This window comes from Actinocatenispora comari (assembly GCF_017312725.1).
In the GTDB taxonomy this organism is placed as follows: Bacteria; Actinomycetota; Actinomycetes; order Mycobacteriales; family Micromonosporaceae; genus Actinocatenispora; species Actinocatenispora comari.
Genome location: NZ_BOPO01000006.1, coordinates 104,352 through 128,725, shown reverse-complemented (window position 1 = coordinate 128,725; position 24,374 = coordinate 104,352). Strand labels below are relative to the sequence as shown.

The following is a 24,374-nucleotide window of genomic DNA, read 5'->3' as shown; positions in this document are numbered from 1 at the left end:
ATCGTGCACATCGTCCTGCTGGCTCTGCTGATCGTTCCGGTGGTGGCCGCCGGCCTGTCAGTTGCGCCGTACCGGATCGCGCGGGTGGCGACGGTGGTGGCCGGTGCGGCCAGCTTCGTGCTCGCGGTGTGCCTGGTGCCTACCGTCGCCGGCCACACGATCCGGTTCGGGTTCCTGCGGGTCGACGCGATCTCGATGGTGTTCCTGCTCGCCACCTCGTTCGTTTATGCGACCGTCGCGGTCTACGCGATCGGCTACCTTCGCGATGAGCAGGACGAGCCGCACTTCGACCGGTACTCCCGCCGGTTCTTCTTGGGGTTCAACGTGTTCGCCGCGTCGATGCTGTGGGCGCCGGCGGTGGACGGCCTCGCACTGTTGTGGATCGCCATCGAGATCACCACCGTGGTCTCCGCGCTGCTGGTCGCGATCGACCGCACCGATGGGGCCACCGAGGCGTCCTGGAAGTACGTGCTGATCGCCTCGGCTGGGCTGGGTATCGCGCTGCTGGCCACGATCTTCCTGTACTACGCCGGGGCGAGCGTGCTCGGCCAGTCGTACGACCTGTCGTTCTCGCCGCTGTTGGCCGCGGCCGGGCGGCTGCCGGACACGGCGGTGCGGCTGTCGTTCGTGCTCGCGGTGCTCGGGTTCGGCACGAAGGTCGGCCTGGTACCGGTGCACACCTGGCTGCCCGACGCGCACGCGGAGGCGCCGACGCCGGTCTCCGCGCTGCTGTCCGGTGCGCTGCTGGCCACCAGTTTCTATGCGGTGCTGCGGTACTTCCAGGTGGCCAGTGCTGCGCTGGGGCACACCTTCCCGCAGATGGTGCTGCTGGTGTTCGGGGTCGCCTCGCTGCTGCTCGCCTCGCTGTACCTGCTGCAGCAGCGCAACATCAAGCGGATGCTGGCGTACTCGTCGATCGAGCACATGGGAATCCTCGCGATCGCGGTCAGCTTCGGCGCGCCGCTGGCGCTGGCTGGCGCGATGCTGCACGTGCTCGCGCACGCGGCGGCGAAGGGCAACGCGTTCATGGGCGCCGGGACGCTGGTGCAGAAGTTCGGCACCAAGCAGATCTCCGGCATCCGCGGCGGGATGAACGTGCTGCCGTTCAGCGCACCGGCGTTCCTGCTGGTGATCCTGGCGCTGTCGGCGCTGCCGCCGTTCGGCATCTTCCGCAGCGAGTTCCTGATCGTCGCCGGCGGGCTGCGGGGCGGCAGCCACACGATGACCGCGCTGCTGGTGGTGCTCGTGACGCTGGCTTTCCTAGGCCTCGCGGTCGGAGTGACCCGGATGGTCGTCTCGCCGAGCCCGTCCGGGGCCGCCGTCGCTCGCGGCGAGCTCAACGTCTGGATGGTGGTTCCGGTGGCCATCGGCCTGGTCGCCTTGGCGGTACTGGGCATCCACCCTCCCGGCGAGCTGTCCACCCTGATCGACCGAGCCGTCGCCGAGCTGACCAGGGTGGGCCGATGAGCAACGAGGTGCTGGACACGCAGATGGACGACGACACCGTGCTGGTCGATCGACTGGCGGACCGTCTGGACGCCGGCGATCGGTTCGCTTCGCTGATGGGTACCGACACTGATGAGGGGCTGCGACTTACGGCACTGCTCGCTACCCCGGACACGATTGAACCATTCGACTGGGTGCTGCCGCCCGGCACGACCAGCTACCCGTCGCTGACGCCCCGGATCCCTGCGGCGTTTTGGTACGAGCGGGACCTGCACGACCTGTTCGGGGTCACCGCGGCCGGCCACCCGCGGCTTGATCCGCTCACCCTGCCGCTGTCGGACGACAGCGAACGACCGGTGCCGGGCCGACCCGGTGCGCCCTGGTCGATCCAGCCGGACGAGCACATCCTGCCGCGGCTGGTGGTGGGCACCGGCCTGTTCACCATCCCGCACGGGCCGGTGCGTTCCGGCGTGAGCGAGTCGGTGGAGTTCCTGGTGGAGACACCCGGCGAGGACATCCCCGAGCTGCGGGTACGGGTCTACGCCAAGCATCGCGGGATCGAGAAGCGGTTCGAGGGGATGGACGCCGCGACCGGCGTGCTACTGGCCGAACGGGTCGAGGGGATCGCGAGCGTCGCGCACGCGCTGGCGTTCGCGCACGCGGTCGAGGCGCTCGGCGGGGTGCGGCCGCCACGGCCGGCTCGGCTGATCCGCACCTTGCACGCCGAGCTGGAACGCATCGCCAACCATCTGGACGTGGCGATGCGGCTCGCGGACGCGGCCGGCCTCGCGGTGGCCACCGCCCGCTTCGGCGCGCACAAGGAGCGGGTGCTGCGGCTTGTCGGCCGGCTCTGCGGCAGCCGGTTCGGCCGCGGCGTGGTCGTGCCCGGCGGGGTCCGTGCGCTGCCGGCCTTGCGCCCCGACCGGATTCGCGCCGAGATGAGCGCACTGGCCTCCGGGATCATGCCGGACGCACAGCTGTTGATGAACACGTCGTCGTTCATCGACCGGTTGCGGCACACCGGAGTGCTCGACACCGACCTGGCCATCGACCACGGCGCGCTCGGCCCGGTAGGCCGAGCTTCCGGCCTGGCCGACGACGACCGGATCCGCCGTCCGTACGACGCCTACGACGAGCTGGTGTGGCGGCCGGCGACGCCCTGGGTCAGCTGCGACGCCCGGGCCCGGCTGCAGATCCGGTTCGACGAGATCGACGACGCCTGCACGCTCATCGATCAGATCGTCACGGAACTGTCCACCATGGATCCAGCTACCCCGCTGTGCCGCTCGGTCGGGTTCGCCGACGGCCGCGGCATCGGCTGGGCGGAGGCGCCGCAGGGCGAGGTGCTGTACGTGCTGGAAGTGTCGGACGGCCGGATCCGGCGCTGCCGGCCACGCTCGGCGTCGTTCCACAACCTCGCGGTCTTCTCGCACACGTTCAACGGCGACGTGCTCACCGACTTCGCGTTCATCGAGGCCAGCTTCGGACTGTCCATGGCGGGGGTGGCGTTGTGATGTGGGTCTTGCGAGGGCTGCGCAACGGTGTCGTGACCACGCGCTACCCGCGTCGCCCCGACGCCTACGAGTCGAGCTTCCCCGCGGCCGTGGGTGTCGTGGATCCGGCGGCGCGGCTGCCCGGCGTGGCTGGAGTGTGTCCGACCGGTGCGATCGAGGCCGACGAGGGCGGCGTCCGACTCGACCGCGGCCGGTGCATCCTGTGCGGCTCCTGCGTCCGTGCCCATCCCGAGGTGTTTTCCTGGGCCGCCGGGAGCGAGACTGCGGCGACCGACCAGGCGACGCTGGTTGTCGGCGACGAACCGGAGGACGACGACGCGCTGTCGGCGCTGCGCGCCGACCTGGCCCGCCGGGTCCGGCGGCTGCGCCGGTCGGTGCACGTCCGGCACCTGGACGCCGGCTCCGACGGCTCCGACGAGTGGGAGATCCAAGCGCTGCTCAACCCGGTGTACGACGTGCACCGGCTGGGCATCTTCTTCACCGCGAGTCCGCGACACGCCGACATCCTGATGATCACCGGCGCGGGCGCCCGCGGCATGATCGCGCCGATCGCGCGCACCCTGGAGGCGATGCCGCGGCCGGTGGTCACCATCGCCGTCGGTGCCGATGCGATCAGCGGTGGACTCGTCAGCCCGTCCTACGCCACGTCCGGCGGCGTCGGTGCGCTGCTGCCGATCGACGTGTGGGTACCGGGTTCGCCGCCGACACCCTTCACCCTGCTGCACGCGATCCTGCTCGCGCTCGGCCGGGTACCGGCAGGACGGGAGGTGACCGCATGACCGCGTTGCTGCTCGCCGGTCTCGCCGTGTTCACCGTGGCCGGGATCCTCGACCTGCTACCGGTCGTGCTACGCCGAGCGCCGTGGCTCGCCTTCGCCGGCGCGGCGGCCGGTTCGGCCTGCCTGAGCGTGGTCGGCGCCGCCGCGGTGGCCGGGCACGAGCTTCGGCTCGGCTTCGACGGCGTAGCGATCTTCGGCGCCACCTCGCTGGCCACGGATCGGTTGTCCGGACTGTTCCTGCTGCTGATGTTCGCGGTCGCCACGCCGGTGTGCCTGGTGCTGGCGAGCTGGGCCCGTCTGCCCGGCCGGCTCACCCACCGCGCCCTGGGTACCGCCACAGCGCTGGCGCTGGGCTCGTGCGCGGTGATCGTGACCGCGGACAACTCGTTCGTGTTCCTGTTCGCCTGGGAGACGCTCACCTTCGCGTTCTTCCTGATGTCCGGCTACCACCGCGGCCGCCGGGGCACGGTCACCGACAGCCTGTTCACCCTTGTGTTCGGCAAGGGCGGCGGGCAACTCGTCCTGCTGGGCTTCCTCACCCTGTACGCGACGACCGGCACGTTCGCGCTCACCGGCGCCCCGGCCGGGATCGGCCGCTCGGCGGCGTACGTGCTGCTGGTCGCCGGGTTCGCGGTCAAGGTCGGGCTGGTGCCGGGTCACGTCTGGATGCCTCCGGGCTACTCCGCGGCTCCCGGCCCAGTGCGCGCGCTGATGTCCGGTGTCGCGGTCAACGTCGGCTTCTACGGACTGTGGCGCACGCTCGGCCTGCTCGGCGCGCCACCGGCCTGGCTGCCAGTCGTGCTGTTGCTGCTCGGCGGGTTCACCGCGATCCTCGGCATCGCGCACGCCGCGGTGCAGACCCGGCTGTCCCGGGTCATCGCCTACTCCAGCGTGGAGAATGCCGGTCTGATCGTCGTTGGGTACTCGGTCGCGCTCATCGGCGCCGACCGGCACGACCCGCGGATGGTCGCGATCGGACTGCTCGCCGCGAGCCTGCAGATGGTCGCGCACGCGGTGGCCAAGTCGCTGCTGTTCACCGCCGCCGGGTCGATCGAGACCGCCTGCGGCAGCGACGAACTGGAAGACCTGCGCGGCGTGGTGCGCCGGCTGCCGTTCAGCGGCGGCGGACTCGCGGTCGGCGCCTTCACCCTGGCCGGTCTGCCGCCGAGCATCGGATTCGTCTCCGAGTGGTTCCTGCTGGAGGCGACGATGCAGCAGTTCCGGGTCGAGGGGCTGGGCTTCCGGCTCGCACTGGCCGCCGCGGGCGCGCTGATCGCGCTCACCGCCGGCTTCGCCAGCGTCGCGTTCGTGCGCATTCTCGGCCTCACCGTGTTCGGACCGCGGCGGCCCACGCCGGTGGCCGAACCGACCGAACTGCGCTGGACCGGCCGGGTCGGTCTCGCCGTGCTGGCCCTGGGCTGCCTGGGCCTGGCGGCGGTCAGCCCGCTGGGGGTACGGGTCCTGTCCCGGGGCCTGTCGCCGCTGGTTCCCGCGGTGCTGACCGGCGACGCGCTCAAGTCGCCGTGGGTGCTGCAACCGGTGTACGCCGACTTCTCGATCCTCTCGCCGTCCTGGCTGTGGATCGTGCTGCCGGCCATGGCCGGAGCGGTGGCGGTGGCCGCCATCGCGGTCAGCCGCGGCTCGTTACTGCGGGTGCGTACCGTGCCGGCGTGGCGCTCGGCCACCGAAGGGGTGGAGGGAGAGGACCAGTACACGCCCTTCGGCTACGCGCATCCGACCCGCAAGGTGCTGGCGAACCTGCTGCTGACCCGCAACAGCCTGACCACGCTGGAACGCGCCACCGGCGGCCGAACCGGCGACCGGCGCCGCGGGCCTGCCGGCGCGCACCTGGGCTACACCACCGACGTGGTGGAGGTCGTCGAACGGTTCGTGTACCGACCGCTGATGCGTCCGGTGCTGGCGCTCGCCCGCTACGGCCGAAGACTGCAGTCCGGCCGGCTGGACGCGTACCTGACGTACATGCTGATCGCCCTGGTAGCGGTGCTCGCCGTGGTGACCGCCATGGCCTGACACCACCGACTCCCGGTCCCGGCAGTGACGGACGGCTCCCCGCTGCCGGGACCGGGTCCCGACTCCGGCATCCGTACCCGAGGCACCCGCTGAGGAGAGCCATGAAACTCACCGGAACAGCGCTGCGGCTGACCATCATCATCAACGAGGACGACCACTGGCACCACAAGCCGCTGTACACCGAGATCGTGCACCGGGCGCATGCCGCCGGGCTCGCTGGCTGCTCGGTGTTCCACGGCATCGAGGGCTACGGCGCCTCGTCGCGGATCCACACCACCCGGATCCTCTCGTTGACCGAACACCTGCCCGCACTGATCATGATCATCGATCGGCCGGAGAAGATCGAGGCGTTCCTGCCCCAGGTCGAGGAACTGGTCACGCGCGGCGTCGCAATCGTCGACGAGGTCCGCGCCGTGCACCACCGCTATGACGAATGACGCACGACCCGGGCTCAACGAGACCCCTTGGCCTGGTCGTTCACCCTGGTGTCGCGGACGTCAGGTGATGTGCAGCTGGATGCCGATGAGGGTGACCGCACCGCCGCCCAGCGCCATTAGGATTCCCCACCGTGCTCTGCTGCCGGCCGTCAGGCCGGCGATCATGGTACCCAGCGCGGCGAGCGCGCCGATCGTGAAGACGATGACCAACCAGGACAGGCGCGGTAACAGCGCCCCGGCCAGCAGCGGCAGCAGCGCGCCGAGGAAGCTGGCGAGCGCGGCGATCGTCATCGAACGGACGGACTCGGCGACCGCCCGGCGGCCCAGCCGGGTGGCGACCAGCCGGCCCCGTACGGTCAGGTTGAGCTCGTGCGAGGCACGGACCAGCTCGGCGCGGCGGTCGGCGTAGTCCGCCACGGCCATGGTGAACGCGGCGGTCACCAGCGCGGCGACGCCGACCCGCAGCGCCAGGCCGTAGCCGATCGGAGCGCCGGAACCGACGATCGCGCCGGCGGCCAGCGTAAGCGCGTTCAGCAGCCCGTCGGTGAACCCGAGCACCAACGGCAGCGTCGGCACCCGTGCCGTTCGCCTCATCGCGCTCGCAGGATCCGGTCGACCAGGTAGCTGCCGGCCACGACCTCGTCGATGCTGTGCACGACCGCCCCGGTCTGCTCAATCGCTCGGTAGACCGCGTTGGCGTCGATGTCGTCACCCACGACTGTCACGTCCATCCCGACGGTCTCGATGTCGATGTCGGTCACCGTGACGTTGACCGCCTCGACGCCGGCGCACCGCTCGATCGCCTGTGCCAGTTCGACCTGGCCCGGCCGGTCAAGCACCTTGTCGACGTCGAGTCCAAGGCGGCGAATGGGCATCGTTCCTCCCTGCTGCGGCGGCCCCGGCGCGGGTCGGGGTCCGTGGGTGCCGGCCCGGCCGGCCGGCCGGGATGCTTTGAGTTCACCGGTCGACGCCGAGCTGCCACAGATCACCCAGGTACGGGGCGGTCGCCGACAGGTCGTTGGCGACCAGCTGTCGAAGCTGGTGCTCCAGCGGGGGCCGCAGGGTCAGCTCCGCCAACGCATCGACCGGAACGAAGCGCGGTATTCGGTCGTGCTCGACCGGTCGTGGCGGTGGCGGCCAGATCGGCTCGCTGACGGTGAAGACGATGTCGATGGTTCTGTTCCGGGTGCCGGGGTGGATGACCTCGAGCAGGAACGCGATGCGCGGATCGTGGATGGTCAGGCCGCACTCCTCGGCGACCTCGCGCAGCACGCAGGCGGTGAGCGTCTCACCGGGCGCGGGATTCCCGCCCGGAAGCACCCAGTCGCCTGGCCCGAGGTCGGTGCGTTGGACCAGTAACACATCCCGGCCGCGGAACACCGCAGCCGAGCAACGGACGACGATCTGGCCGGAGTCTTCCATGGCGCTGCCTCCCGGGATCGGGTGGGCAGAGGCCATCAGCGTTGTCCGCAGTTCCGGCGAGCCTCATCGCCGTGGCGGCGCACAGGAATCCCTGGTCCTGCCGGGCCAACGGTCAACGCCACCATGATCGAGCATACCGGCCGAATCCGGTGGCGTCAGCCGAGCGTGCGCCCATCCGTCCCTGGTGCCGACACTCGCGGAGTCTGGCGTGGCTCGCCCCAGCCAGTTAGCCTGATCACCAGCAGCACGCGATGAAGCCCGTGTTTCGCCGGCCCGGCTGATGGCATCTACCCGGCCCTGCGACACTGCGCGGGCTTGTCGGTGGACCAACGCTTGTTTGCGCTCAAACGCGAGGCACTGCGACGGGGCCTGATCACCACCGAGGAATCCACCGCGCACGAGGTAGTGCTCCCGGTTCTTGCCGGTGACCCGGCGCTGGCCCGTCTCTTCGGCTCCCGATGCCGGCCTAGGACCACGCCTCGAACGGTTCCACGATCCGCTGGTCGTCGAGAAACGCAACCAACAACTCAGGCAACCGCCCCGGATAGAAGCGCTGCCTGGACTCGCGTACGTCGGCCACCGGCCACCACCGATACGCCTGATCAGGGCGCCGACCCGCGAGGTGCCGGCCGCCAGTTCGAACCGCCGGGGCACTGGCATCCACGGCCACCCGCACGATCCGCTCGGCCTGCAGCCGCCGGAGATATCCTGCTCGAAACGTCGTCTGACGTGACCAGGTCGGTTCACCGACCTGGTCGCCGTCGACGACCAGGCCAGTCTCCTCGGCCAACTCGCGCCGCGCGGCATCGACCAGGCTCTCCCCGGGGCGGATGCCGCCGCCGGGCAGCTCCCAACCTGCGGCTGAGCGCAGCAACAGCACCAGCCCCTCCCGGTCTACCACCACGCAGCGCACGGCGTCGCGTTCGACCACCGGTACCTGCTCGTCGCTCGCATTCATCTCAGCTCCGCTGCCCTTTGCTTGGCCGGACCGTTTCGGCACGGATTCGGAAAACGCCTGTCCGAGATCAGTCTTCTTGCGCCGCGGTGGGCAACATATCCCTGATGATGTCCATGACGGTGCTGTCGGTCAGGGTGGTGACATCGCCCAGTTCCTGGTGGGCGGCGACATCGCGCAGCAACCGGCGCATGATCTTGCCCGAGCGCGTTTTCGGTAGTTCCGGGACGACGAGGATCTGCTCGGGCTTGGCGATCGGCCCGATCTGTGCCGTCACGTGGCCGCGCAGCGCCCGGGCGAGCTCGTCGCCGTCCCCGGCATCGTCGCCGGAGCGTGCGATGACGAACGCGACTATCGCTTGGCCGGTGGTCGGATCCGGCGCGCCGACCACGGCCGCCTCGGCGATCCGCGGGTGCGAGACAAGTGCGGACTCCACCTCCGTGGTCGAGATTCGGTGGCCCGAGACGTTCATGACGTCGTCGACCCGGCCGAGCAGCCAGATGTCGTCGTCGGCGTCCCACTTCGCGCCGTCGCCGGCGAAGTACACGCCGGGGAAGCGCGACCAGTACACCTCGCGGTAGCGCTGGTCGTCGCCCCAGATGGTGCGCATCATGCCCGGCCACGGCTCGGTCAGCACCAGGTAGCCGGCCGCGTCCCGGCGGGGCAGCGGGAGGCCGGCATCGTCGAGTATCGCGGCCTCGACCCCGGGCAGCGGCCGCATCGCCGAACCGGGTTTGGTCGCCTGCACGCCCGGCAGCGGGCTGATCAGGATGCCGCCGGTCTCGGTCTGCCACCAGGTGTCCACGATGGGGCAGTGGTCGTGGCCGATGTTGCGGCGATACCACATCCACGCCTCGGGGTTGATCGGTTCACCGACGGTGCCCAGCAGCCGCAGCGACGACAGGTCGTGCTCGGCCGGGATCTGCTCGCCCCACTTCATGCAGGTACGGATCGCGGTGGGTGCGGTGTAGAGGATCGTGATGCCGTACCGGTCGACCAGATCCCACCAACGGCCCCGGCCGGGCGTGTCGGGCGTGCCCCCGTACAGCACCGAGGTGGCGCGGTTCGCCAGCGGCCCGTACACGATGTAGGAGTGGCCGGTGACCCAACCAACGTCGGCGGTGCACCAGTACACGTCGTCGTCGGGCTTGAGGTCGAACACCGCCCAGTGCGTCCATGCCGCGAAGATCAGATAGCCGCCGGTGGCCGTGCAGGATGCCTTTCGGTTTGGCTGTGGTGCCCGAGGTGTAAAGGATGTACAACGGGTGGCTGGCAGGGAACGGATCCGGTGTGTGCGTGGTCGGCTGCCGGTCGACCAGCTTGTGCCACCACACGTCCGGGGAGTCGTCCCACCCCACCGGCTGTCCGGTGCGGCGGACCACCAGGACGGTGCGCACCTGCGGGCAGTGCGCGACCGCCCCATCCACGTTGACCTTCAGTCCGCTGGCCTGGCCTCGCCGGTACCCGCCGTCGGCGGTGATCACCACGCGCGCGTCGCAGTCGATGATTCGACTGGCCAGCGCCTCGGCGGAGAACCCGCCGAACACCACAGTGTGCGGTGCACCGATCCGGGCGCATGCGAGCATAGCCACGACTGCCTCGGGGATCATCGGCAGATAGATCGCCACCCGGTCGCCCGCCACCACCCCCAGTTCGGTGAGCGCGTTCGCGGCCTGGCAGACCTCACGCAGCAACTGCGCGTAGGTGATCGTGCGTCGATCGCCCGGCTCGCCTTCCCAGAAGTAGGCGACCTGATCGCCGTGCCCGGCGATGACGTGCCGGTCGAGGCAGTTGTACGCCACGTTGAGCTCGCCGCCGCCGAACCAGTCGGCGAACGGCGGATCCCAGTCCAGTACACGATCCCAGCGCCGATCCCAGCTCAGCCGCTCGGCGGCCGACTCCCAGAACGCCAGCCGGTCCGCGCTCGCTCGCTGATAGGCCGTCGCGTCGATGTTCGCCGTCGCCACGATGTCCTCGGGCGGCGGGAACCGGCGGGTCTCATGCAGCAGATCGGAGAGTGTCTCGTCGGTAGCCACCGAAGATCGCCTCGCTTTCACCGCGTGCCGGCCACCTGCCCGGGGCCGGGTCAGCGTTGCTCGCACACCTCGCAGTAGGTCAGCCCACCGACCGCGTTCGGGACGCGCCCGGACTCCTCGACGACGTAGATGATCTGCACCGCGCAGGTCGCCACGCAGCGATCGCACCAGAGGTCTCGTTTGGTCTGCAGGACCACGATCCGCAGCTGCGTCAGTGTGGCCATGGCTCGTCCCAGCAAGCTCGCAGCGCCACCCGCACGACCGGCGGCCGAGGCGGGCGGGCGGGGAGGCGAAGAGTCATGTTGCGCATAGCGGGCCCCCACCATCTCGCCTGGTAGAGGCCGTCAGCGGAAATCCCGCGATTGACGGCGAGCCCCATCGCCGTACCTCCACTGTCCCCCAGCCTCTGCGGCAACGCAAGAGCTCGGCGCCAGCGGACCGTGACCATCCTGAGCGCCGTCGGGTGGGCTTCCCGCGGGGTCGTCGGGAGGCGACAGCTGGCGATCGGGCGGCATCACCCAGCCAGCGGAGCTGTGGTGTCTTGTGGCGCGGGAGGTTGCCGTGCGGCGCTCAGCGCCACCTCTAGCGGTCCGTCCGCGACGACGTGACCCTGCCGCAGGCAGATGCCCCGGCTGCAGAAACGGCGCGGGTCGGATTCGTTGTGGGAGACCAGCACCAGGGTCCGTCCTGGCTCGGCGAGCATAGCTTCGATCGTTCGGTAACACTTCTCACGAAACTGTTGATCGCCCACCGCCAGCGCCTCCTCGATCAGCAGCACCGGATGCGGCACCTGGGTGAGCAAGGCGAACCCGAGGCGCATTTTCATCCCGGACGAGTAGTAGCGCACCGGGGAGTCGATGAACTCGGCGAGCTGCGAGTAGGCGACGATCGCATCGAACTGTCGCCGTATCTCTGCTGGCGCTCGGCAGGTCACGTCTCCCTCGTCGGGAATCAGCCCGCCGCTGAGCAGCCTCAGCAGCGTGCTCTTGCCTGCTCCGTTGGCTCCGACCAGCCCGACCGTGTTCGTGCACGGCATCCCGACCTCCCCGACACTGTGGTGCAAGGTGCTCTGAGAGCACTACGCACCTGTGATGAGGATGCCGGCGTCAACCAGATCCGCGATTGCCGCCTGGTCGCCGTCGGGGTGTGCGTGCACGAACGCAGAGGCACCGAGATCGACTGTGACGCGGTATCCGAGCCGTAACGCGTCGTGGGCGGTTGCAGCGACGCACACGTCGGCCGCGATACCGACCACGACCACCGCATCAACACTAGTGGCGTTCAGGCGCGCTGCGAGATCGCTGAGTCCACCAGAGCCGGGTCCGTTGCGGTGCAGGACGAACCCCGACATGCCTCCGGTTTTGCCGGGCCCTTTTGGGACAACGTCGCCGTGCATCTGCAGGCCAGGAAACAGCACGGTTTGGCCGTCAGGGTCGCCCGGCGGCAGCTGCCACGGGCCGATGTCGCGGGTGTAAAAGATGGGCCAACCTCGCTCGATGGCATTATTGATACGTGCGTTGACCTCCGCGACGAGGGGCCGTCCGTTGCGGGTCTCGGGGGCGGCGGACCGGGCAACGAAGGCATTCTGCATGTCCACCACGATCAGCGCAGTGCCCGTTGGCGCCGTGTGCTCGCCGGGCATGTGCGGTCGCATCACGGCACCGGCTGATGGACGCGGACAGATCGCAGCGCAGTCGACCAGGCGACGAGCTGGCCCAGCATGGCGGCAGCGGCTTCGGCCTGTTGAGGACGAGGAGTGACCACGCCGCTCTCGCTGAAGTCGTCCCACAGCGAGAGCGCCACTTGCCCACGAACGTCGGCGACTTGCAGCTCGGCCATGACCAGGCGGAGATGTTCCACAGCCCGGGTACCACCAGACACGCCGTATCCGACGAATCCGGCTGCCTTGTTGGTCCATTCGGCGTACACGAAGTCCAGGGCGTTCTTCAGCGCGGCGGACGTCGAGTGGTTGTATTCCGGCGTGACGAAGACGTATCCGTCGAACTGGTCGACCGTCGTCGCCCACCGGCGTGTGTGGTCGTGGCGGTACTGCGCGGCGGCCGGCGGAATGGGCTCGTCGAGCAGCGGCAGCGCGGCGTCGAGCAGGTCTACGATCGAGAACTCGGCGTCAGTCCGCCGGATCGCGATGCTGTGGATCCACTCTGCGACGTCCCGTGCCTTGCGTCCTGGGCGAGTACTTCCCACGATGATGGCGATGCGTGTCATCGAACCCTCCCGAGGTCGATGTCGGATCACTAGATGCACTGTCTTCCAAGCGTTAACTACACGCCATGTATACTTGTGACGGTACTCGCGGAGTTCCCTGGTGCCAAGGAGGGGAACCTGGTTGTCGCATCCAGGTTCGGGTGTCGCGCCGACCGCGCATTGAGGCGATCATGCAGTGCATCCGTTGGTGTCAAGGGGAAGCAGTGCCCGGGGCTATGGCGCGAGCAGCCCCCCTCACGCGTATGCGGCGCTCGCCAGGCGGAGGCCAGTTCAGGCCGGTAAGTGCGCCACCGCCGTCAACCGCAGCTCAGGTTGATCGAGCTGCGGCATGTGCCCGACCCCTTCCAGTACGGCCGGCCGCGCCGAGTCGATGCTCTCTCCAGCTTGCAGTGCGCGCGAGATGGGGAGAAGCATGTCTTGACAACCGTGTATCGACCGAATCGGCAGTCTCGGCTCTGGCAGTCGAGACGGCGCCTGGCTGGCCAGCGCCGGAGCCAGCCTGTCGGCCGCTATGGGCATTCGTCCAAGCAGCGCGCGTCGTCCAGTCGCCGCAGATGCTTGGGTAGCCGATCGGCGCGCCACACATTGGTCGACGCGGACCCTCAGGCTCGCGCTCGTGTAGACGCCGAGCCGGTCGGATCTTCCAGGGCGGGCCCGTGAGCGACAGCTGATCGTGCCAGCACAGGGAATATGGGCGCCGCCGCAGCGGGGTCGGGCACCTCTCTGCTGTGCTCAGCCAGCGAATTCCCCACCGTTCGACGTGGCGACGAACGTTGAACGGAACAAGACACTGAGATGCTCGGCGAGTCGTCGACGCGACCAACGCCGATCCTCCAGCAATGCCCCGATCAGGTCGGAAGAGACCAGCGCAAAGAGCATGTCCCGGGCCGATGACACTGTCCATGGCTCAGCGAGTTGATGCTCCTGGTTGAGTCGTTGCGCCAGGCGACGACAGTTCCGCATCTGCTCGGCGGTCACCCTGGCGTAGTGAGCGGCCGCGTCGGCATCGTGATCGCGGACACGCTGCAGAGCCCGGTCGATAGGCAGCAACCTGGAGTGATAGCTGGCCAGATGCCGAGCCCACTGGTCTAGTGCGCTAGGTGCGTCTGGCGACTCCCACACCTGGCGCAGGGATTCGGTGAGGCCCTCCTCGGCGGCAACGTAGTCGAACAGCGCCCCGACCAGCTCAGCCCTCGTCGCAAAGTGCAAGTACGCGGCTCTGCGCGTTACCCCGGCACGATCCGCCACCGCCGTCATGCTCAACGCCTCGAAACCTTGCTCCTCCAGGATTGCGCGGGTCGCAGCAAGCAGCGACTCTCGCGTACGACGGCTCCGGGCGTTCATCGGTTCCACGATCGACTTCGACGGCATTGGCACCGCTCCTCTCCCAGGGAAGCCTACCTTGTAGGTAGGAGCATTAAGTACACAGTCTGTACACTTTTTCGCTGGCCCCGAGGGCGGGCTACCGAAGCACGGCGCGTAGTGAAGGAAGCATGCATATGCCAGGTACCGCGCTCGTGGTAGGTGGCGGAGTCTGCGGGCTAGCTGCCGCCGTGGGGCTGCGCCGTGTTGGTTGGCCCGGGCGTGGTGTTGGTCGGGCTCTGGTGATGATCGAGATGGGCACCCACCTGTCGCTGTGACCAGACGCCGTGCGAAGCCTCGGGGCGTTGGGATCGGCGTACAAGTACGGGAGCTGGTGTTTGGCGGCAACCTGACCGCGCTGATCATGGACTAGAAGCCGCTGGAACGTTCGTGCTCGGCGTCGGGTCGGGATCGGCATGGGCCACGGGCCGCCGGTTCGCGGTCGAGGACGTGCCGGACGCCGTATCGGCCTGGTCCGAGAGGGCAGCCCGCGTGGAAGCGGAGGCGCTGCGGGGCTGGCATTGCGCGCCAGCGCGACCGACGAGCCAGGACTGAGCGGGGCGTTAGACGTCGCGGCCGACTGGTTCGAGGTACCGACACCACGAGGACGTCCATTTCTACGGCACTCACTCCGTCGGCGTCGACGGCGAGACAGCCAACCTCGACGACGACGGGTACCGGCCGACGCTGGGCACCCATGACGCTGGGCACTGGCGCTCAGTACATGGCTTGATGAATACATCAATTGATGTACTGTATCGGGCATGGAGACCGCGACACACGGTCAGGTGCTGGCACGCTTCGGCCATGCCCTGTCCGACCCGATCCGCGCACGCCTGCTCCTGGCGCTGCGTGACGCGCCGGCGTACCCAGCCGAACTGGCGGAGCTGGTGGGCACCAGCAGGCAGAACCTGTCCAACCATCTCGCCTGTCTGCGGGGCTGTGGGCTGGTGGTGGCGGTCCCGGAAGGGCGGCGGACTCGGTACGAGTTGGCCGACGCGAGACTGGGGCACGCGCTGGGGGATCTGCTCGGGTTGGTGCTTGCCGTCGACCCAACCGCGTGCGCCGAGGCCGACACGACGGGATGCTGCTGATGACCTCGCGCATGACTCTGGCTGAGCGGCTGTCCACGTACCGGCTGGTGGTAACCGACTCGCCGGAGCGGCGGGTGGTGCTAGCTCGGCGAGTTCGGGGGCTCGTAGCCGCCACGATCTCCTACAACGTGATCGAAGCGGTGGTGGCGATCGCGGCCGGTACGGTGGCATCCTCGGCCGCCCTGGTGTCGTTCGGGCTAGATTCGGTGATCGAGGTGTCCTCGGCCGCGGCGGTGGCCTGGCAGTTCTCCGCCTCCGACCCCCACGTTCGACAGCGGCGCGAGCGGGTGGCACTGCGGGCCATCGCCCTCTCGTTCTTCGCGCTGGCCGCCTACGTGCTGGTCGAGTCGACCCGAACCCTGCTGGGCACTACCGAGGCAGAACACTCCACGGTCGGGCTGGTCCTGGCCGGGCTGAGCCTGGTGATCATGCCCGGCCTGTCGTATGCGCAGCGCCGCGCCGGCCGTCAACTCGGGTCCGCCAGTGCAGTCGCCGACTCCAAACAGACCCTGCTGTGCACCTACCTGTCCGCGGTGCTGCTGGTCGGCCTTGCCGTCAACAGCCTGTTCGGCTGGTGGTGGGCAGACCCCCTCGCTGCCCTGATCATCGCGGGCCTGGCGGTCAACGAAGGCATCGGCGTCTGGCACGGCAAGGGCTGCTGCGCCTCCGCCGGCAGCGTCCTCGCCGCCGATCCGGCCGACGCCGACAGCTGCGGGCGCGTCGCCGACTGTGACTGCTGCCCTTGACACCTGCAACCCGACAGGCACCGAACAATATCGGGATACGGCGCGAGCCCAGCACGCCCGGAAGCGGACCCCAACGGACGCTGAGTCGATCCGGATCGCAGCCGGTGGGCCACCAGCGCCGATGCCGTCTCACTTGCCCTTCCGGTGAACGTGTCACTTGTCGACGAGTCCGCCGCCGTCGACGGCGGCAACCCTACCGCCATCACCGGCGCCGTTGGCGCGCGTACGAGAGGCCGGCACCATGCTCGTCGTCGCCCCCCGACTCGAGACGATCCGTCATGCCGACCAGATGCTGATTCTCGACGCGGATTGTCGGGGCCGGCACGCACGCTGCCCTACTCGAACGTGACGGCCGCGACGCCCACTCCTGGGCACAGCGCGCCGAGGCGGCCGGATGGACCATCGCCAACCGGTGAAGCGGCGCTATGCCAAGCCCCGGTGGTTTCGTTCGTGTGAGACGACACCAGTTGTTCGCGGGACTCGACACCAGCCGATTACGGCCAAGGTCGATGTTCGCAAGTTTCGACACCACCACGCGACGGGCTGCGCTGGGCGGTGCTGATACGGCCTTGATCATGTCAACGAGGTAGCTCGCAGCGTAGCGGTAGCGGTGAGGCAGGTTGGCATCCACCGACGTGGTGAACGTGTTGTTCGCGAGTTTCGACAACACTCGGGGTCGATGGGACGATAAGGCGGTCTTGCGGGTGAGAGGGCGTTCGATGCCGCCGGTGTCGAAGACGGGCCTGTATGCCGCGATCCGGTGTGATGCTCGCGCGGGGATGTCGGGCCGCGCGATCGAGCGCAAGTATCAGGTGGGGTGCCGCAGGGTGGTCGAGGCGTTGGCGTCGGCGTGGCCGCAGCCGCGGAAGAAGAAGCTGCCGCCGCGGCCTTCGAGGCTGGACGAGTTCAAGCCGTTCATCGATCAGATCCTGCGGGCGGATCTGGACGCGCCGCGCAAGCAGCGGCACACGATCACCGCATCTACGGACGGCTGATCGACGAGCGGGGGATGGTCGAGTTGCCGTATCCGATGGTGCGCGCCTACGTGTCGGCGCGCCGACCGCCAACGCCTACGAGCAGATCAACAACATCACCTGCTGAGGCTCCGCTACGCCGCGCCCCTGCCGGCGGGGTGATACGGCGCGAACCGGCGGGGCATCCCGAGTCGGGGCCACAGTCGTGGCCCCGACTCGGCCATCATCAGGTCCGACACCGGCGCACCCGAAGCATCCACGGCAACCACCCTCAGCCCAGGCACCGCGCGGACCACAGCCGCACCCACCATGGCCGAACCGACCGTGACGAGCGGAACAGGCAGCCGCCTTCCGCGACGAACAATCGCCACAGAATCGACTCGTGACCCGCACACGACTGCGACACACCACTGGCGACGACGGCCCCATACCCCACGCGACGGAGCCGGTTCCGCTCGACCTGCACCGACCTGGGTGCGACCGATCTGTTCGACATCGCGCGCCACGGCGAGTTGCCACCTCCGCCGATCATGCACAACCACCACAAGCTGCCCGCTGACCACGCCAGCGCGAACCGACAGTCCACCACCTGCGGCCGGCACCAGCGACAGCGTCTCCACGTCGAGATCCGGAAAACGCGGAACCCCACGGTCAGCCATCGAAGCACCACCCCTCACGCTGCTGCTTCAACCGTAATCGCCCAACAGGCAGATACCCACAAGCGGCCGGCCGTCTCCCGCGCGACGGGGGCACGGTCAGACCGTCTCGGGGATCCAGGACGGCATCCGGCCGGTACGCCGCGGAGCAGCTCGACGGCGGCGACCGGGTCACCGGAGACGTCCGCGGGATGCAGGGTCAGTAGTTGTTCGTGCCGTCGAGGGTGGGGGTGATCGCGATCAGCCCGCCATCGTCCGCGCAGGGACCCGACAGCGGCGGGAACGAAGACGCCTGCCGTGCGATCCGCTCGCTGGGCGGTCAACGCGCGGCTCAGTCATGTCCTAACAGGTTGTGATAGGGACTTAAGCGTTTGGTTATCTGGCGATTGACGGGCGTCGACGGCTGGTGTGTTCTCGGCGGTGAGGCTCGACGACGAGTCGGGTTGACCGTGTGTAGGGGGCTGTCATGCAGGTTCCCGGACCGTTCGAATACGACCGCGCGACCAGCGTCGAGCAGGCGATCGGGCTGCTGGAACGGCGGGGCGAGACGGCGCGGCTGATCGCCGGCGGGCACAGCCTGCTGCCGATGATGAAGCTGCGGCTGGCCGACGTGGAGTACCTGATCGACATCAACGACCTGCACGACGAGCTGGGGTACGTGCTGGTCGAACCGGACCTGGTGCGTCTCGGTGCACTGACCCGGCATCGCGAGCTGCTGGAGTCCGACGAGCTCGCCGCGGTACTGCCCATCTTCCGGGACGCCGAACGGGTCATCGCCGACCCGGTAGTACGCAACCGGGGCACGATCGGTGGTTCGCTGTGCCAGGCCGACCCGTCCGAGGACCTGTCCGCGGTGTGCAGCTGCCTGGACGCCGAATGCGTGATACGCAACGGTTCCGGCCAGCGGGTGGTGCCGATGGCGAAGTTCCACCGGGGCCCGTACGAGACGGCGGTCGGCGACGGAGAGATGCTCGTCGAGGTACGGATCCCGTTGCATCCCGACTCCTCGTCCGCCTTCGAGAAGGTGGAGCGCCGGGCCGGTGACTGGGCGGTCGTCTCGGCCGCGGCCGCAGTGACGCTGGCCGGCGGGCTGATCGCCGACGCACGGGTGGGATTCGCGGCGGTGGGGCCGCACACGGTGGTACTGCCCGCGGTGTCCGAGTTGCTGCGCGACGAGCCGCCGGGCGAGCAGCTGTACGAGCGGGCCGGCGCGCTGGCCGCCGGGCACTGCGAGCCGTCGACCGACATGCGCGGTACGGCCGACTACAAGCGGCACCTGGTGCAGGAGTTGACGCGGCGCACGTTGCGGCGCGCCGTCCAGCGCATCGTCGACGGGAGGTCCTGATCATGCAGGTGACGATGACGGTGAACGGGGCTGAGGTGAGCCGCGAGGTCGAGCCCCGGCTGCTGCTGGTGCACTTCCTGCGCGACGAGCTCGGGCTGACCGGCACGCACTGGGGCTGCGACACGAGCAACTGCGGTGCCTGCGTGGTCTGGATGGACGACGAGCCGGTCAAGTCGTGCACCGTACTGGCCGCGATGGCCAGCGGCCACGAGGTACGTACCGTCGAGGGGCTGGCGCACGAGGACGGCACGTTGGACGCGATCCAGCAGGGTTTCATGCAGTGCCACGGGTTGCAGTGCGGGTTCTGCACGCCGGGGATGATGATGACCACCCGGGCGCTGCTCGACCGCAACCCGCACCCGAACCAGGCCGAGATCCGCGAGGCGATCTCCGGCCAGATCTGTCGTTGCACCGGCTACGCGACGATAGTCCGTTCGGTGCAGTGGGCCGCCGACCACCCGGACGGCGCGGTACCGGCGGCAGCGGACGAACCCGCCGCGCCCGCGGAGTCCGTCACCGAACCGGCCGCCGCCGACGCGACGCAGCCCATACCGGCAGGGAGCGCGTCATGACCACCGTGCACGAACCGCCCGCCGCACACGTCGACAACGACCAGCATCCGGTCGGGTACGGGCGGATGCTGCGCAAGGAGGATCCGCGGTTCGTCCGCGGGCGTGGCCGCTACACCGACGACGTGCAGCTACCGGGCATGCTGCACCTTGCGATCCTGCGCTCGCCGATGGCGCACGCCCGGATCGTGTCGATCGACACCAGCGCCGCCGAGGCACATCCCGGCGTCAAGGCGGTGATCACCGGCGAGGCGCTGGCCGCGCAGGGGCTCGCCTGGATGCCGACGCTGTCCAACGACGTGCAGGCGGTGCTGGCCACCGACAAGGTCCGCTTCCAGGGCCAGGAGGTCGCCTGCGTGGTGGCCCAGGACCGGTACGCGGCCCGGGACGCGCTGGAGTTGATCGACGTCGAGTACGAGATGCTGCCGCCGGTGATCGACGCCCGGCACGCGCTCGACCCGGACGCGCCGGTGATACGCGACGACTTGGAGGGCAAGACCGACAACCACTGCTTCGACTGGGAGACCGGCGATGCGGCCGCCACCGAAGCGGTGTTCGCGTCCGCCGACGTCGTGGTCAGCGAGGACGTGGTGTACCCGCGGGTGCACCCGGCGCCGATGGAGACCTGCGGCTGCGTGGCCGACTACGACTCCGTTGAGGGCAGGCTGACGCTGTGGTCGACCACCCAGGCGCCGCACGCGCACCGCACCCTATACGCGATCGTCGCCGGGCTGCCGGAGCACAAGATCCGGGTGATCTCGCCGGACATCGGCGGCGGGTTCGGCAACAAGGTACCGATCTATCCCGGCTACGTCTGCGCGATCGTCGGGTCACTGCTGACCGGCAAGCCGGTCAAGTGGATGGAGGACCGGTCGGAAAACCTGACCAGTACCGGGTTCGCCCGCGACTACATCATGCGCGGTGAGATCGCGGCGACCCGGGACGGGAAGATCCTCGCCATCCGTACCAACGTGCTCGCAGACCACGGCGCGTTCAACGGCACCGCGGCGCCGGTAAAGTTCCCGGCCGGGTTCTTCGGCGTGTTCACCGGCAGCTACGACCTGCAGGCCGCGTACTGCAAGATGACCGCGGTCTACACCAACAAGGCACCGGGTGGCGTGGCCTACGCGTGTTCGTTCCGGATCACCGAGGCGGTCTACCTGGTGGAGCGGCTGGCGAGCCGGCTCGCCGACGAACTGCAGCAGGACCCGGCGACGTTGCGCCTGGACAACTTCGTACGCCCCGACCAGTTCCCGTACGCCACGCCGACCGGTTGGGTGTACGACTCGGGCGACTACGCGGCGACGCTGCGCGAGGCGATGCGCATCGCCGGGTACGACGAGCTGCGGACCGAGCAGGCCCAGCGGCGCGAGCACGGTGAGCTGATGGGTATCGGGGTGTCCACGTTCACCGAGGCGGTCGGCGCCGGCCCGCGCAAGCACATGGACATCCTCGGGCTGGGCATGGCCGACGGCTGCGACCTGCGCGTGCACCCCACCGGCAAGGCGGTGGTACGGCTGTCGGTGCAGTCCCAGGGACAGGGCCACGAGACGACGTTCGCGCAGATCGTCGGCGAGGAGCTCGGCATCTCGCCGGACGACATCGACGTGGTGCACGGCGACACCGACAACACGCCCTTCGGCCTCGGTACCTATGGATCCCGGTCGACACCGGTGTCGGGTGCGGCGGCCGCGCTGGTCGCCCGGAAGGTACGCGACAAGGCCCGGATCATCGCCTCGGCGATGCTGGAGGTCGCGCCGGACGACCTGGAGTGGGTGAAGGGCTCGTTCCAGGTGGCCGGCGACCCAGGCAAGGCGGTGACGATCCAACAGATCGCGATGCGCGCGCACGGCGCCGGCGACCTGCCGGAGGGCATCGAGGGTTCGCTGGACGCGCAGATCACCTACAACCCGCCGAACCTGACGTACCCGAACGGCGCGTACATCTGCGTGGTCGACGTCGATCCCGGTACCGCGCAGGTGAAGGTGCGGCGGTTCGTCGCGGTGGACGACTGCGGTACCCGGATCAACCCGATGATCATCGAGGGGCAGGTGCACGGCGGGCTCACCGACGGGCTGGGCATGGCGCTGATGGAGATCATCGCGTTCGACCCGGACGGCAACTGCCTCGGCGGATCGCTGATGGACTACCTGATCCCGACCGCGCTGGAGACACCGGACTGGGAGACCGGATTCACGGTGACCCCGTCGCCGCACCACCCGATCGGCGCGAAGGGCGTCGGCGAGTCGGCCACCGTCGGGTCGCCCCCGGCGATCGTCAACGCGGTCATCGACGCACTCAAACCGCTTGGGGTCACCGCGCTGGACATGCCGCTGACCCCGTCCCGGGTCTGGGAGGCGATGCAGGGGCACGCCACGCCACCCATCTAGAAGGACGGTGTTGAAGGTGACCGATCGTGCGACCACGGTCGAGCAGCGGTTGCGCGCGGCCGGCACCGCGTACGTGCGGGCCACGGTGGTGCGGGCGCAGCCGCCGACCTCGGCGTTGCCCGGCGACAGCGCCGTGGTACTGGCCGACGGCACCATCGACGGGTTCGTCGGCGGCCAGTGCGCGACCGGCTCGGTACGGGTGGCCGCGCTCACCGCGTTGCGCGACCGGGAACCGATGCTGCTGCGCATCCTGCCCGACTCGGCCGTGCCGTTCCCGGACGTACCGGGCGCGCACCTGGTGGTCAACCCGTGCCTGTCCGGCGGCGCGATCGAGGTGTTCCTGGAGCCGCAGCTGCCCGCGCCGGCGGTCAGGGTGCTCGGCGGGTCCCCGATCGCCCGGTCGGTACGGCAGATCGCGCCGCTGGTGGGACTGGAACTCGCCGACGACACCGGTGACCGGACCGCGACCGCGGTGGTGATCGCCACCCACGGCGGCGACGAGGCCACCGCGATCCGGACCGCGGTGGACGACGGCGCCGGCTACGTCGGGCTGGTGGCCAGCGAGCGCCGGGGCGCCGCGGTCCTCGCCGAGACCGGGCTGACCGGGGCCGAGCTGGCCCGGGTACATTCGCCGGCCGGGCTGTCGATCGGCGCCCGCAGCGCCCCGGAGATCGCGCTGGCGATCGTCGGCGAGATCGTCCGCCAGCTGCGTACCGGTGGGCTCGACACACCGATGGCCGAACCACCCCCGGTACACCAGGCGGTGGACCCGGTGTGCGGGATGGCGGTTGTGGTCGGGCCGGACACGCCACGGCTGACGGCCGGCGACGAGGAGTTCTTCTTCTGCGGTCCGGGCTGCCGGGACCGGTACGCCGAGAAGCTGGGCTCCTGACCATGTCGGTGACCGGGGTGGTGCTCGCAGCCGGCGGGTCGAGTCGACTCGGCTCGCCGAAACAGCTGCTGGCCTACCGCGGCGCGCCGCTGCTGTCGGCGACGCTCGACACGGCCCGCCGGAGCGGCCTCGACCGGGTACTGGTCGCGCTCGGCGGCGCGGCTGATCAAGTCGTCGCGCAGGTGGATCTGACCGGCGTGGAGGTGGTGCGCAACCCGGACTTCGGCACCGGGTGCGGCTCCTCGATCCGTACCGCGATCGCCGAAGTCGACCCAGCCACCGACGGGATCGTGCTGCTGCTCGGCGATCAGCCCGGCGTGAGCACCGCCGCGGTGCGTCGGCTGGTCGACGCGGCGGGCCGCGCTCCGATCGGGATCTGCCGGTACGACGACGGGCTCGGCCACCCGTTCTGGTTCGCCCGCGGCATGTTCGCCGAACTGGCGGCGCTGCACGGGGACAAGGCGGTGTGGAAGCTGCTGCACTCCGGCCGGTACGAGGTCGTCGAGGTGCCGGTCGCCGGTCCGGTCCCGATCGACGTGGACACCCTCGACGACTACCGGGCGCTGCTCGCGGCCGATGCCGGAGGCGACCGATGACCAACGAGCTCACCGACGCCGCGACGCTAGCCGACCGGATGCAACGGGTCGGCTACCTCGTCGACGAGGGGTTGGCCACCGCACTGTTCTTCGCGGTACGGCTGGGCCAGCCGGTGCTGCTGGAGGGTGAGCCGGGTGTCGGGAAGACCACCGCGGCCAAGGCGCTCGCCGGCGCGCTGGACACCACGCTGATCCGGTTGCAGTGCTACGAGGGTCTCACCGCGTCGGAGGCGCTGTACGAGTGGAACTACCAGCGGCAGCTGCTGGCGATCCGGCTGGCCGAATCGCGCGGCGACCGGTTGCGTGACGCCGACCTGTTCACCGCGGAGTTCCTGTCGGATCGGCCGATCCTGCAGGCGATCCGGTTCGCCGGGCCCCGGCCACCGGTGCTGCTGATCGACGAGATCGACCGGGCGGACGACGAGTTCGAGGCGCTGCTGTTCGAGTTCCTGGGCGAAGCGGCGGTGAGCATCCCGGAGATCGGTACGTTCACCGCGCGGCGCAGACCGATCGTGGTGCTGACCTCCAACCGCAGCCGGGAACTGCACGACGCGCTGCGCCGGCGCTGCCTGTACCACTGGATCGAGTTCCCGGCGGCGGCCCGCGTCGCGCAGATCCTGCGCCGGGCGGTGCCGGGGGCGGACGGGTCGCTGATCGCGTCGGCGGCCGACTTCGTCGGCCGCGTCCGGATCCTGGAGCTGGACAAGCCGCCGGGGCTGGCCGAGGTGATCGACTGGGTGTCGGCGCTGTCGCTGTTGGGGGTCACCGAACTGACCAGACCTGCCGCCGAGCGCACGCTGGCGGCCCTGGCCAAGACCGCAGACGACCGGGACACCGTGGCCGACGCGTTCGACGCGCTCGACGAACCGGACACGACCCGAGCCTGACGACGCCACGAAGGGGCA

General features: G+C 69.5%; 23 protein-coding genes, 1 pseudogene and 2 riboswitches. Of the genes and pseudogenes, 14 read left to right on the top strand and 10 right to left on the bottom strand.

Going from position 1 to position 24,374, the window contains the following annotated elements; translation table 11 throughout:
- Positions 1 to 3: 3 nt before the first annotated feature.
- From NUM_RS03430 to NUM_RS03410, 5 genes are all read left to right on the top strand, one after another.
- Positions 4 to 1,467, top strand: coding sequence for a proton-conducting transporter transmembrane domain-containing protein (locus tag NUM_RS03430; RefSeq protein WP_207123055.1), 1,464 nt, complete (start codon positions 4 to 6; stop codon positions 1,465 to 1,467).
- Complete coding sequence (locus NUM_RS03425) at positions 1,464 to 2,960, top strand: hydrogenase large subunit (RefSeq protein ID WP_207123054.1); 1,497 nt, start codon at positions 1,464 to 1,466, stop codon at positions 2,958 to 2,960. Before NUM_RS03430 ends, NUM_RS03425 begins: the two co-directional genes overlap by 4 nt.
- Complete coding sequence (locus NUM_RS03420; RefSeq protein ID WP_207123053.1) at positions 2,960 to 3,739, top strand: NADH-quinone oxidoreductase subunit B family protein; 780 nt, start codon at positions 2,960 to 2,962, stop codon at positions 3,737 to 3,739. Before NUM_RS03425 ends, NUM_RS03420 begins: the two co-directional genes overlap by 1 nt.
- Positions 3,736 to 5,769: a proton-conducting transporter transmembrane domain-containing protein gene (locus NUM_RS03415; RefSeq protein ID WP_207123052.1), complete on the top strand. Its 2,034-nt coding sequence runs from the start codon at positions 3,736 to 3,738 to the stop codon at positions 5,767 to 5,769. The genes NUM_RS03420 and NUM_RS03415 overlap by 4 nt, the downstream gene beginning before the upstream one ends.
- Positions 5,770 to 5,870: 101 nt before the next feature.
- The gene (locus NUM_RS03410) at positions 5,871 to 6,206 is read left to right on the top strand and encodes a DUF190 domain-containing protein (RefSeq protein WP_207123051.1); all 336 of its coding nucleotides are present in this window, start codon (positions 5,871 to 5,873) and stop codon (positions 6,204 to 6,206) included.
- Positions 6,207 to 6,266: 60 nt separating this feature from the next.
- Here the strand turns inward: NUM_RS03410 and NUM_RS03405 are convergent, their stop codons facing one another.
- The 10 genes and pseudogenes from NUM_RS03405 to NUM_RS03360 all read right to left on the bottom strand — a co-directional run bounded on the left by NUM_RS03405 (position 6,267) and on the right by NUM_RS03360 (position 14,216).
- The gene (locus NUM_RS03405; protein ID WP_207123050.1) at positions 6,267 to 6,800 is read right to left on the bottom strand and encodes a hypothetical protein; all 534 of its coding nucleotides are present in this window, start codon (positions 6,798 to 6,800) and stop codon (positions 6,267 to 6,269) included.
- Positions 6,797 to 7,081: a DUF211 domain-containing protein gene (locus NUM_RS03400; protein ID WP_207123049.1), complete on the bottom strand. Its 285-nt coding sequence runs from the start codon at positions 7,079 to 7,081 to the stop codon at positions 6,797 to 6,799. The genes NUM_RS03405 and NUM_RS03400 overlap by 4 nt, the downstream gene beginning before the upstream one ends.
- A gap of 82 nt (positions 7,082 to 7,163) precedes the next feature.
- Entirely contained in the window at positions 7,164 to 7,628 is a 465-nt protein-coding gene (locus tag NUM_RS03395) for an NUDIX hydrolase (RefSeq protein ID WP_207123048.1), read from the bottom strand.
- 19 nt (positions 7,629 to 7,647) lie between these two features.
- Positions 7,648 to 7,708: riboswitch (Fluoride riboswitch) on the bottom strand.
- Between the two features lie 386 nt (positions 7,709 to 8,094).
- Positions 8,095 to 8,586: an NUDIX domain-containing protein gene (locus NUM_RS03390; protein ID WP_207123047.1), complete on the bottom strand. Its 492-nt coding sequence runs from the start codon at positions 8,584 to 8,586 to the stop codon at positions 8,095 to 8,097.
- Positions 8,587 to 8,653: 67 nt separating this feature from the next.
- A pseudogene (gene acs, locus NUM_RS03385) lies at positions 8,654 to 10,619 on the bottom strand (acetate--CoA ligase).
- A gap of 50 nt (positions 10,620 to 10,669) precedes the next feature.
- A complete protein-coding gene (locus NUM_RS03380) occupies positions 10,670 to 10,843 on the bottom strand; it encodes a hypothetical protein (RefSeq protein ID WP_207123046.1) in 174 nt (57 codons plus the stop codon).
- Between the two features lie 104 nt (positions 10,844 to 10,947).
- Positions 10,948 to 11,011, bottom strand: a riboswitch (Fluoride riboswitch).
- Positions 11,012 to 11,133: 122 nt separating this feature from the next.
- Positions 11,134 to 11,655 carry an ABC transporter ATP-binding protein gene (locus NUM_RS03375; RefSeq protein WP_207123045.1) on the bottom strand — a complete coding sequence of 174 codons (522 nt, stop codon included), beginning with the start codon at positions 11,653 to 11,655 and terminating at the stop codon, positions 11,134 to 11,136.
- A gap of 42 nt (positions 11,656 to 11,697) precedes the next feature.
- Positions 11,698 to 12,261, bottom strand: coding sequence for a cysteine hydrolase family protein (locus tag NUM_RS03370; protein ID WP_207123044.1), 564 nt, complete (start codon positions 12,259 to 12,261; stop codon positions 11,698 to 11,700).
- An 11-nt stretch (positions 12,262 to 12,272) separates the two neighbouring features.
- Positions 12,273 to 12,845 carry an NADPH-dependent FMN reductase gene (locus tag NUM_RS03365; RefSeq protein ID WP_207123043.1) on the bottom strand — a complete coding sequence of 191 codons (573 nt, stop codon included), beginning with the start codon at positions 12,843 to 12,845 and terminating at the stop codon, positions 12,273 to 12,275.
- Positions 12,846 to 13,577: 732 nt separating this feature from the next.
- A complete protein-coding gene (locus tag NUM_RS03360) occupies positions 13,578 to 14,216 on the bottom strand; it encodes a TetR/AcrR family transcriptional regulator (RefSeq protein WP_207123042.1) in 639 nt (212 codons plus the stop codon).
- A gap of 755 nt (positions 14,217 to 14,971) precedes the next feature.
- Between NUM_RS03360 and NUM_RS03355 the strand changes: the two genes are divergently transcribed.
- From NUM_RS03355 to NUM_RS03315, 9 genes are all read left to right on the top strand, one after another.
- Positions 14,972 to 15,301, top strand: a complete 330-nt coding sequence (locus NUM_RS03355; RefSeq protein ID WP_207123041.1) for an ArsR/SmtB family transcription factor — start codon at positions 14,972 to 14,974, stop codon at positions 15,299 to 15,301.
- Between the two features lie 11 nt (positions 15,302 to 15,312).
- Positions 15,313 to 16,047 (top strand): cation diffusion facilitator family transporter, encoded by a 735-nt coding sequence (locus NUM_RS03350; RefSeq protein ID WP_207123040.1) that lies wholly within the window; start codon positions 15,313 to 15,315, stop codon positions 16,045 to 16,047.
- 620 nt (positions 16,048 to 16,667) lie between these two features.
- Positions 16,668 to 17,042 (top strand): hypothetical protein, encoded by a 375-nt coding sequence (locus tag NUM_RS03345; RefSeq protein WP_207123039.1) that lies wholly within the window; start codon positions 16,668 to 16,670, stop codon positions 17,040 to 17,042.
- 1,101 nt (positions 17,043 to 18,143) lie between these two features.
- On the top strand, positions 18,144 to 19,022 hold the full coding sequence (locus NUM_RS03340; protein WP_207123038.1) for an FAD binding domain-containing protein: 879 nt from the start codon (positions 18,144 to 18,146) through the stop codon (positions 19,020 to 19,022).
- Between the two features lie 2 nt (positions 19,023 to 19,024).
- Entirely contained in the window at positions 19,025 to 19,594 is a 570-nt protein-coding gene (locus NUM_RS03335; protein ID WP_207123037.1) for a (2Fe-2S)-binding protein, read from the top strand.
- Entirely contained in the window at positions 19,591 to 21,981 is a 2,391-nt protein-coding gene (locus NUM_RS03330; RefSeq protein ID WP_207123036.1) for an aerobic carbon-monoxide dehydrogenase large subunit, read from the top strand. The genes NUM_RS03335 and NUM_RS03330 overlap by 4 nt, the downstream gene beginning before the upstream one ends.
- A 16-nt stretch (positions 21,982 to 21,997) precedes the next feature.
- Positions 21,998 to 22,873, top strand: coding sequence for an XdhC family protein (locus NUM_RS03325; RefSeq protein WP_225918303.1), 876 nt, complete (start codon positions 21,998 to 22,000; stop codon positions 22,871 to 22,873).
- Positions 22,874 to 22,875: 2 nt separating this feature from the next.
- Positions 22,876 to 23,469, top strand: coding sequence for a nucleotidyltransferase family protein (locus tag NUM_RS03320; RefSeq protein WP_207123035.1), 594 nt, complete (start codon positions 22,876 to 22,878; stop codon positions 23,467 to 23,469).
- Positions 23,466 to 24,356 (top strand): AAA family ATPase, encoded by an 891-nt coding sequence (locus NUM_RS03315; RefSeq protein WP_207123034.1) that lies wholly within the window; start codon positions 23,466 to 23,468, stop codon positions 24,354 to 24,356. Before NUM_RS03320 ends, NUM_RS03315 begins: the two co-directional genes overlap by 4 nt.
- Positions 24,357 to 24,374: the final 18 nt, after the last annotated feature.

What these genes read in the sequence shown, in the direction of transcription:
- NUM_RS03425 (WP_207123054.1), top strand. Translation starts at nt 1,464, where the DNA reads ATGAGCAACGAGGTGCTGGACACGCAGATGGACGACGACACCGTGCTG.
- NUM_RS03420 (WP_207123053.1), top strand. Translation starts at nt 2,960, where the DNA reads ATGTGGGTCTTGCGAGGGCTGCGCAACGGTGTCGTGACCACGCGCTAC.
- NUM_RS03415 (WP_207123052.1), top strand. Translation starts at nt 3,736, where the DNA reads ATGACCGCGTTGCTGCTCGCCGGTCTCGCCGTGTTCACCGTGGCCGGG.
- NUM_RS03410 (WP_207123051.1), top strand. Translation starts at nt 5,871, where the DNA reads ATGAAACTCACCGGAACAGCGCTGCGGCTGACCATCATCATCAACGAG.
- NUM_RS03405 (WP_207123050.1), bottom strand. Translation starts at nt 6,800, where the DNA reads ATGAGGCGAACGGCACGGGTGCCGACGCTGCCGTTGGTGCTCGGGTTC.
- NUM_RS03400 (WP_207123049.1), bottom strand. Translation starts at nt 7,081, where the DNA reads ATGCCCATTCGCCGCCTTGGACTCGACGTCGACAAGGTGCTTGACCGG.
- NUM_RS03395 (WP_207123048.1), bottom strand. Translation starts at nt 7,628, where the DNA reads ATGGAAGACTCCGGCCAGATCGTCGTCCGTTGCTCGGCTGCGGTGTTC.
- NUM_RS03390 (WP_207123047.1), bottom strand. Translation starts at nt 8,586, where the DNA reads ATGAATGCGAGCGACGAGCAGGTACCGGTGGTCGAACGCGACGCCGTG.
- NUM_RS03380 (WP_207123046.1), bottom strand. Translation starts at nt 10,843, where the DNA reads ATGGCCACACTGACGCAGCTGCGGATCGTGGTCCTGCAGACCAAACGA.
- NUM_RS03375 (WP_207123045.1), bottom strand. Translation starts at nt 11,655, where the DNA reads ATGCCGTGCACGAACACGGTCGGGCTGGTCGGAGCCAACGGAGCAGGC.
- NUM_RS03370 (WP_207123044.1), bottom strand. Translation starts at nt 12,261, where the DNA reads ATGCCCGGCGAGCACACGGCGCCAACGGGCACTGCGCTGATCGTGGTG.
- NUM_RS03365 (WP_207123043.1), bottom strand. Translation starts at nt 12,845, where the DNA reads ATGACACGCATCGCCATCATCGTGGGAAGTACTCGCCCAGGACGCAAG.
- NUM_RS03360 (WP_207123042.1), bottom strand. Translation starts at nt 14,216, where the DNA reads ATGCCGTCGAAGTCGATCGTGGAACCGATGAACGCCCGGAGCCGTCGT.
- NUM_RS03355 (WP_207123041.1), top strand. Translation starts at nt 14,972, where the DNA reads ATGGAGACCGCGACACACGGTCAGGTGCTGGCACGCTTCGGCCATGCC.
- NUM_RS03350 (WP_207123040.1), top strand. Translation starts at nt 15,313, where the DNA reads ATGACTCTGGCTGAGCGGCTGTCCACGTACCGGCTGGTGGTAACCGAC.
- NUM_RS03340 (WP_207123038.1), top strand. Translation starts at nt 18,144, where the DNA reads ATGCAGGTTCCCGGACCGTTCGAATACGACCGCGCGACCAGCGTCGAG.
- NUM_RS03335 (WP_207123037.1), top strand. Translation starts at nt 19,025, where the DNA reads ATGCAGGTGACGATGACGGTGAACGGGGCTGAGGTGAGCCGCGAGGTC.
- NUM_RS03330 (WP_207123036.1), top strand. Translation starts at nt 19,591, where the DNA reads ATGACCACCGTGCACGAACCGCCCGCCGCACACGTCGACAACGACCAG.
- NUM_RS03320 (WP_207123035.1), top strand. Translation starts at nt 22,876, where the DNA reads ATGTCGGTGACCGGGGTGGTGCTCGCAGCCGGCGGGTCGAGTCGACTC.
- NUM_RS03315 (WP_207123034.1), top strand. Translation starts at nt 23,466, where the DNA reads ATGACCAACGAGCTCACCGACGCCGCGACGCTAGCCGACCGGATGCAA.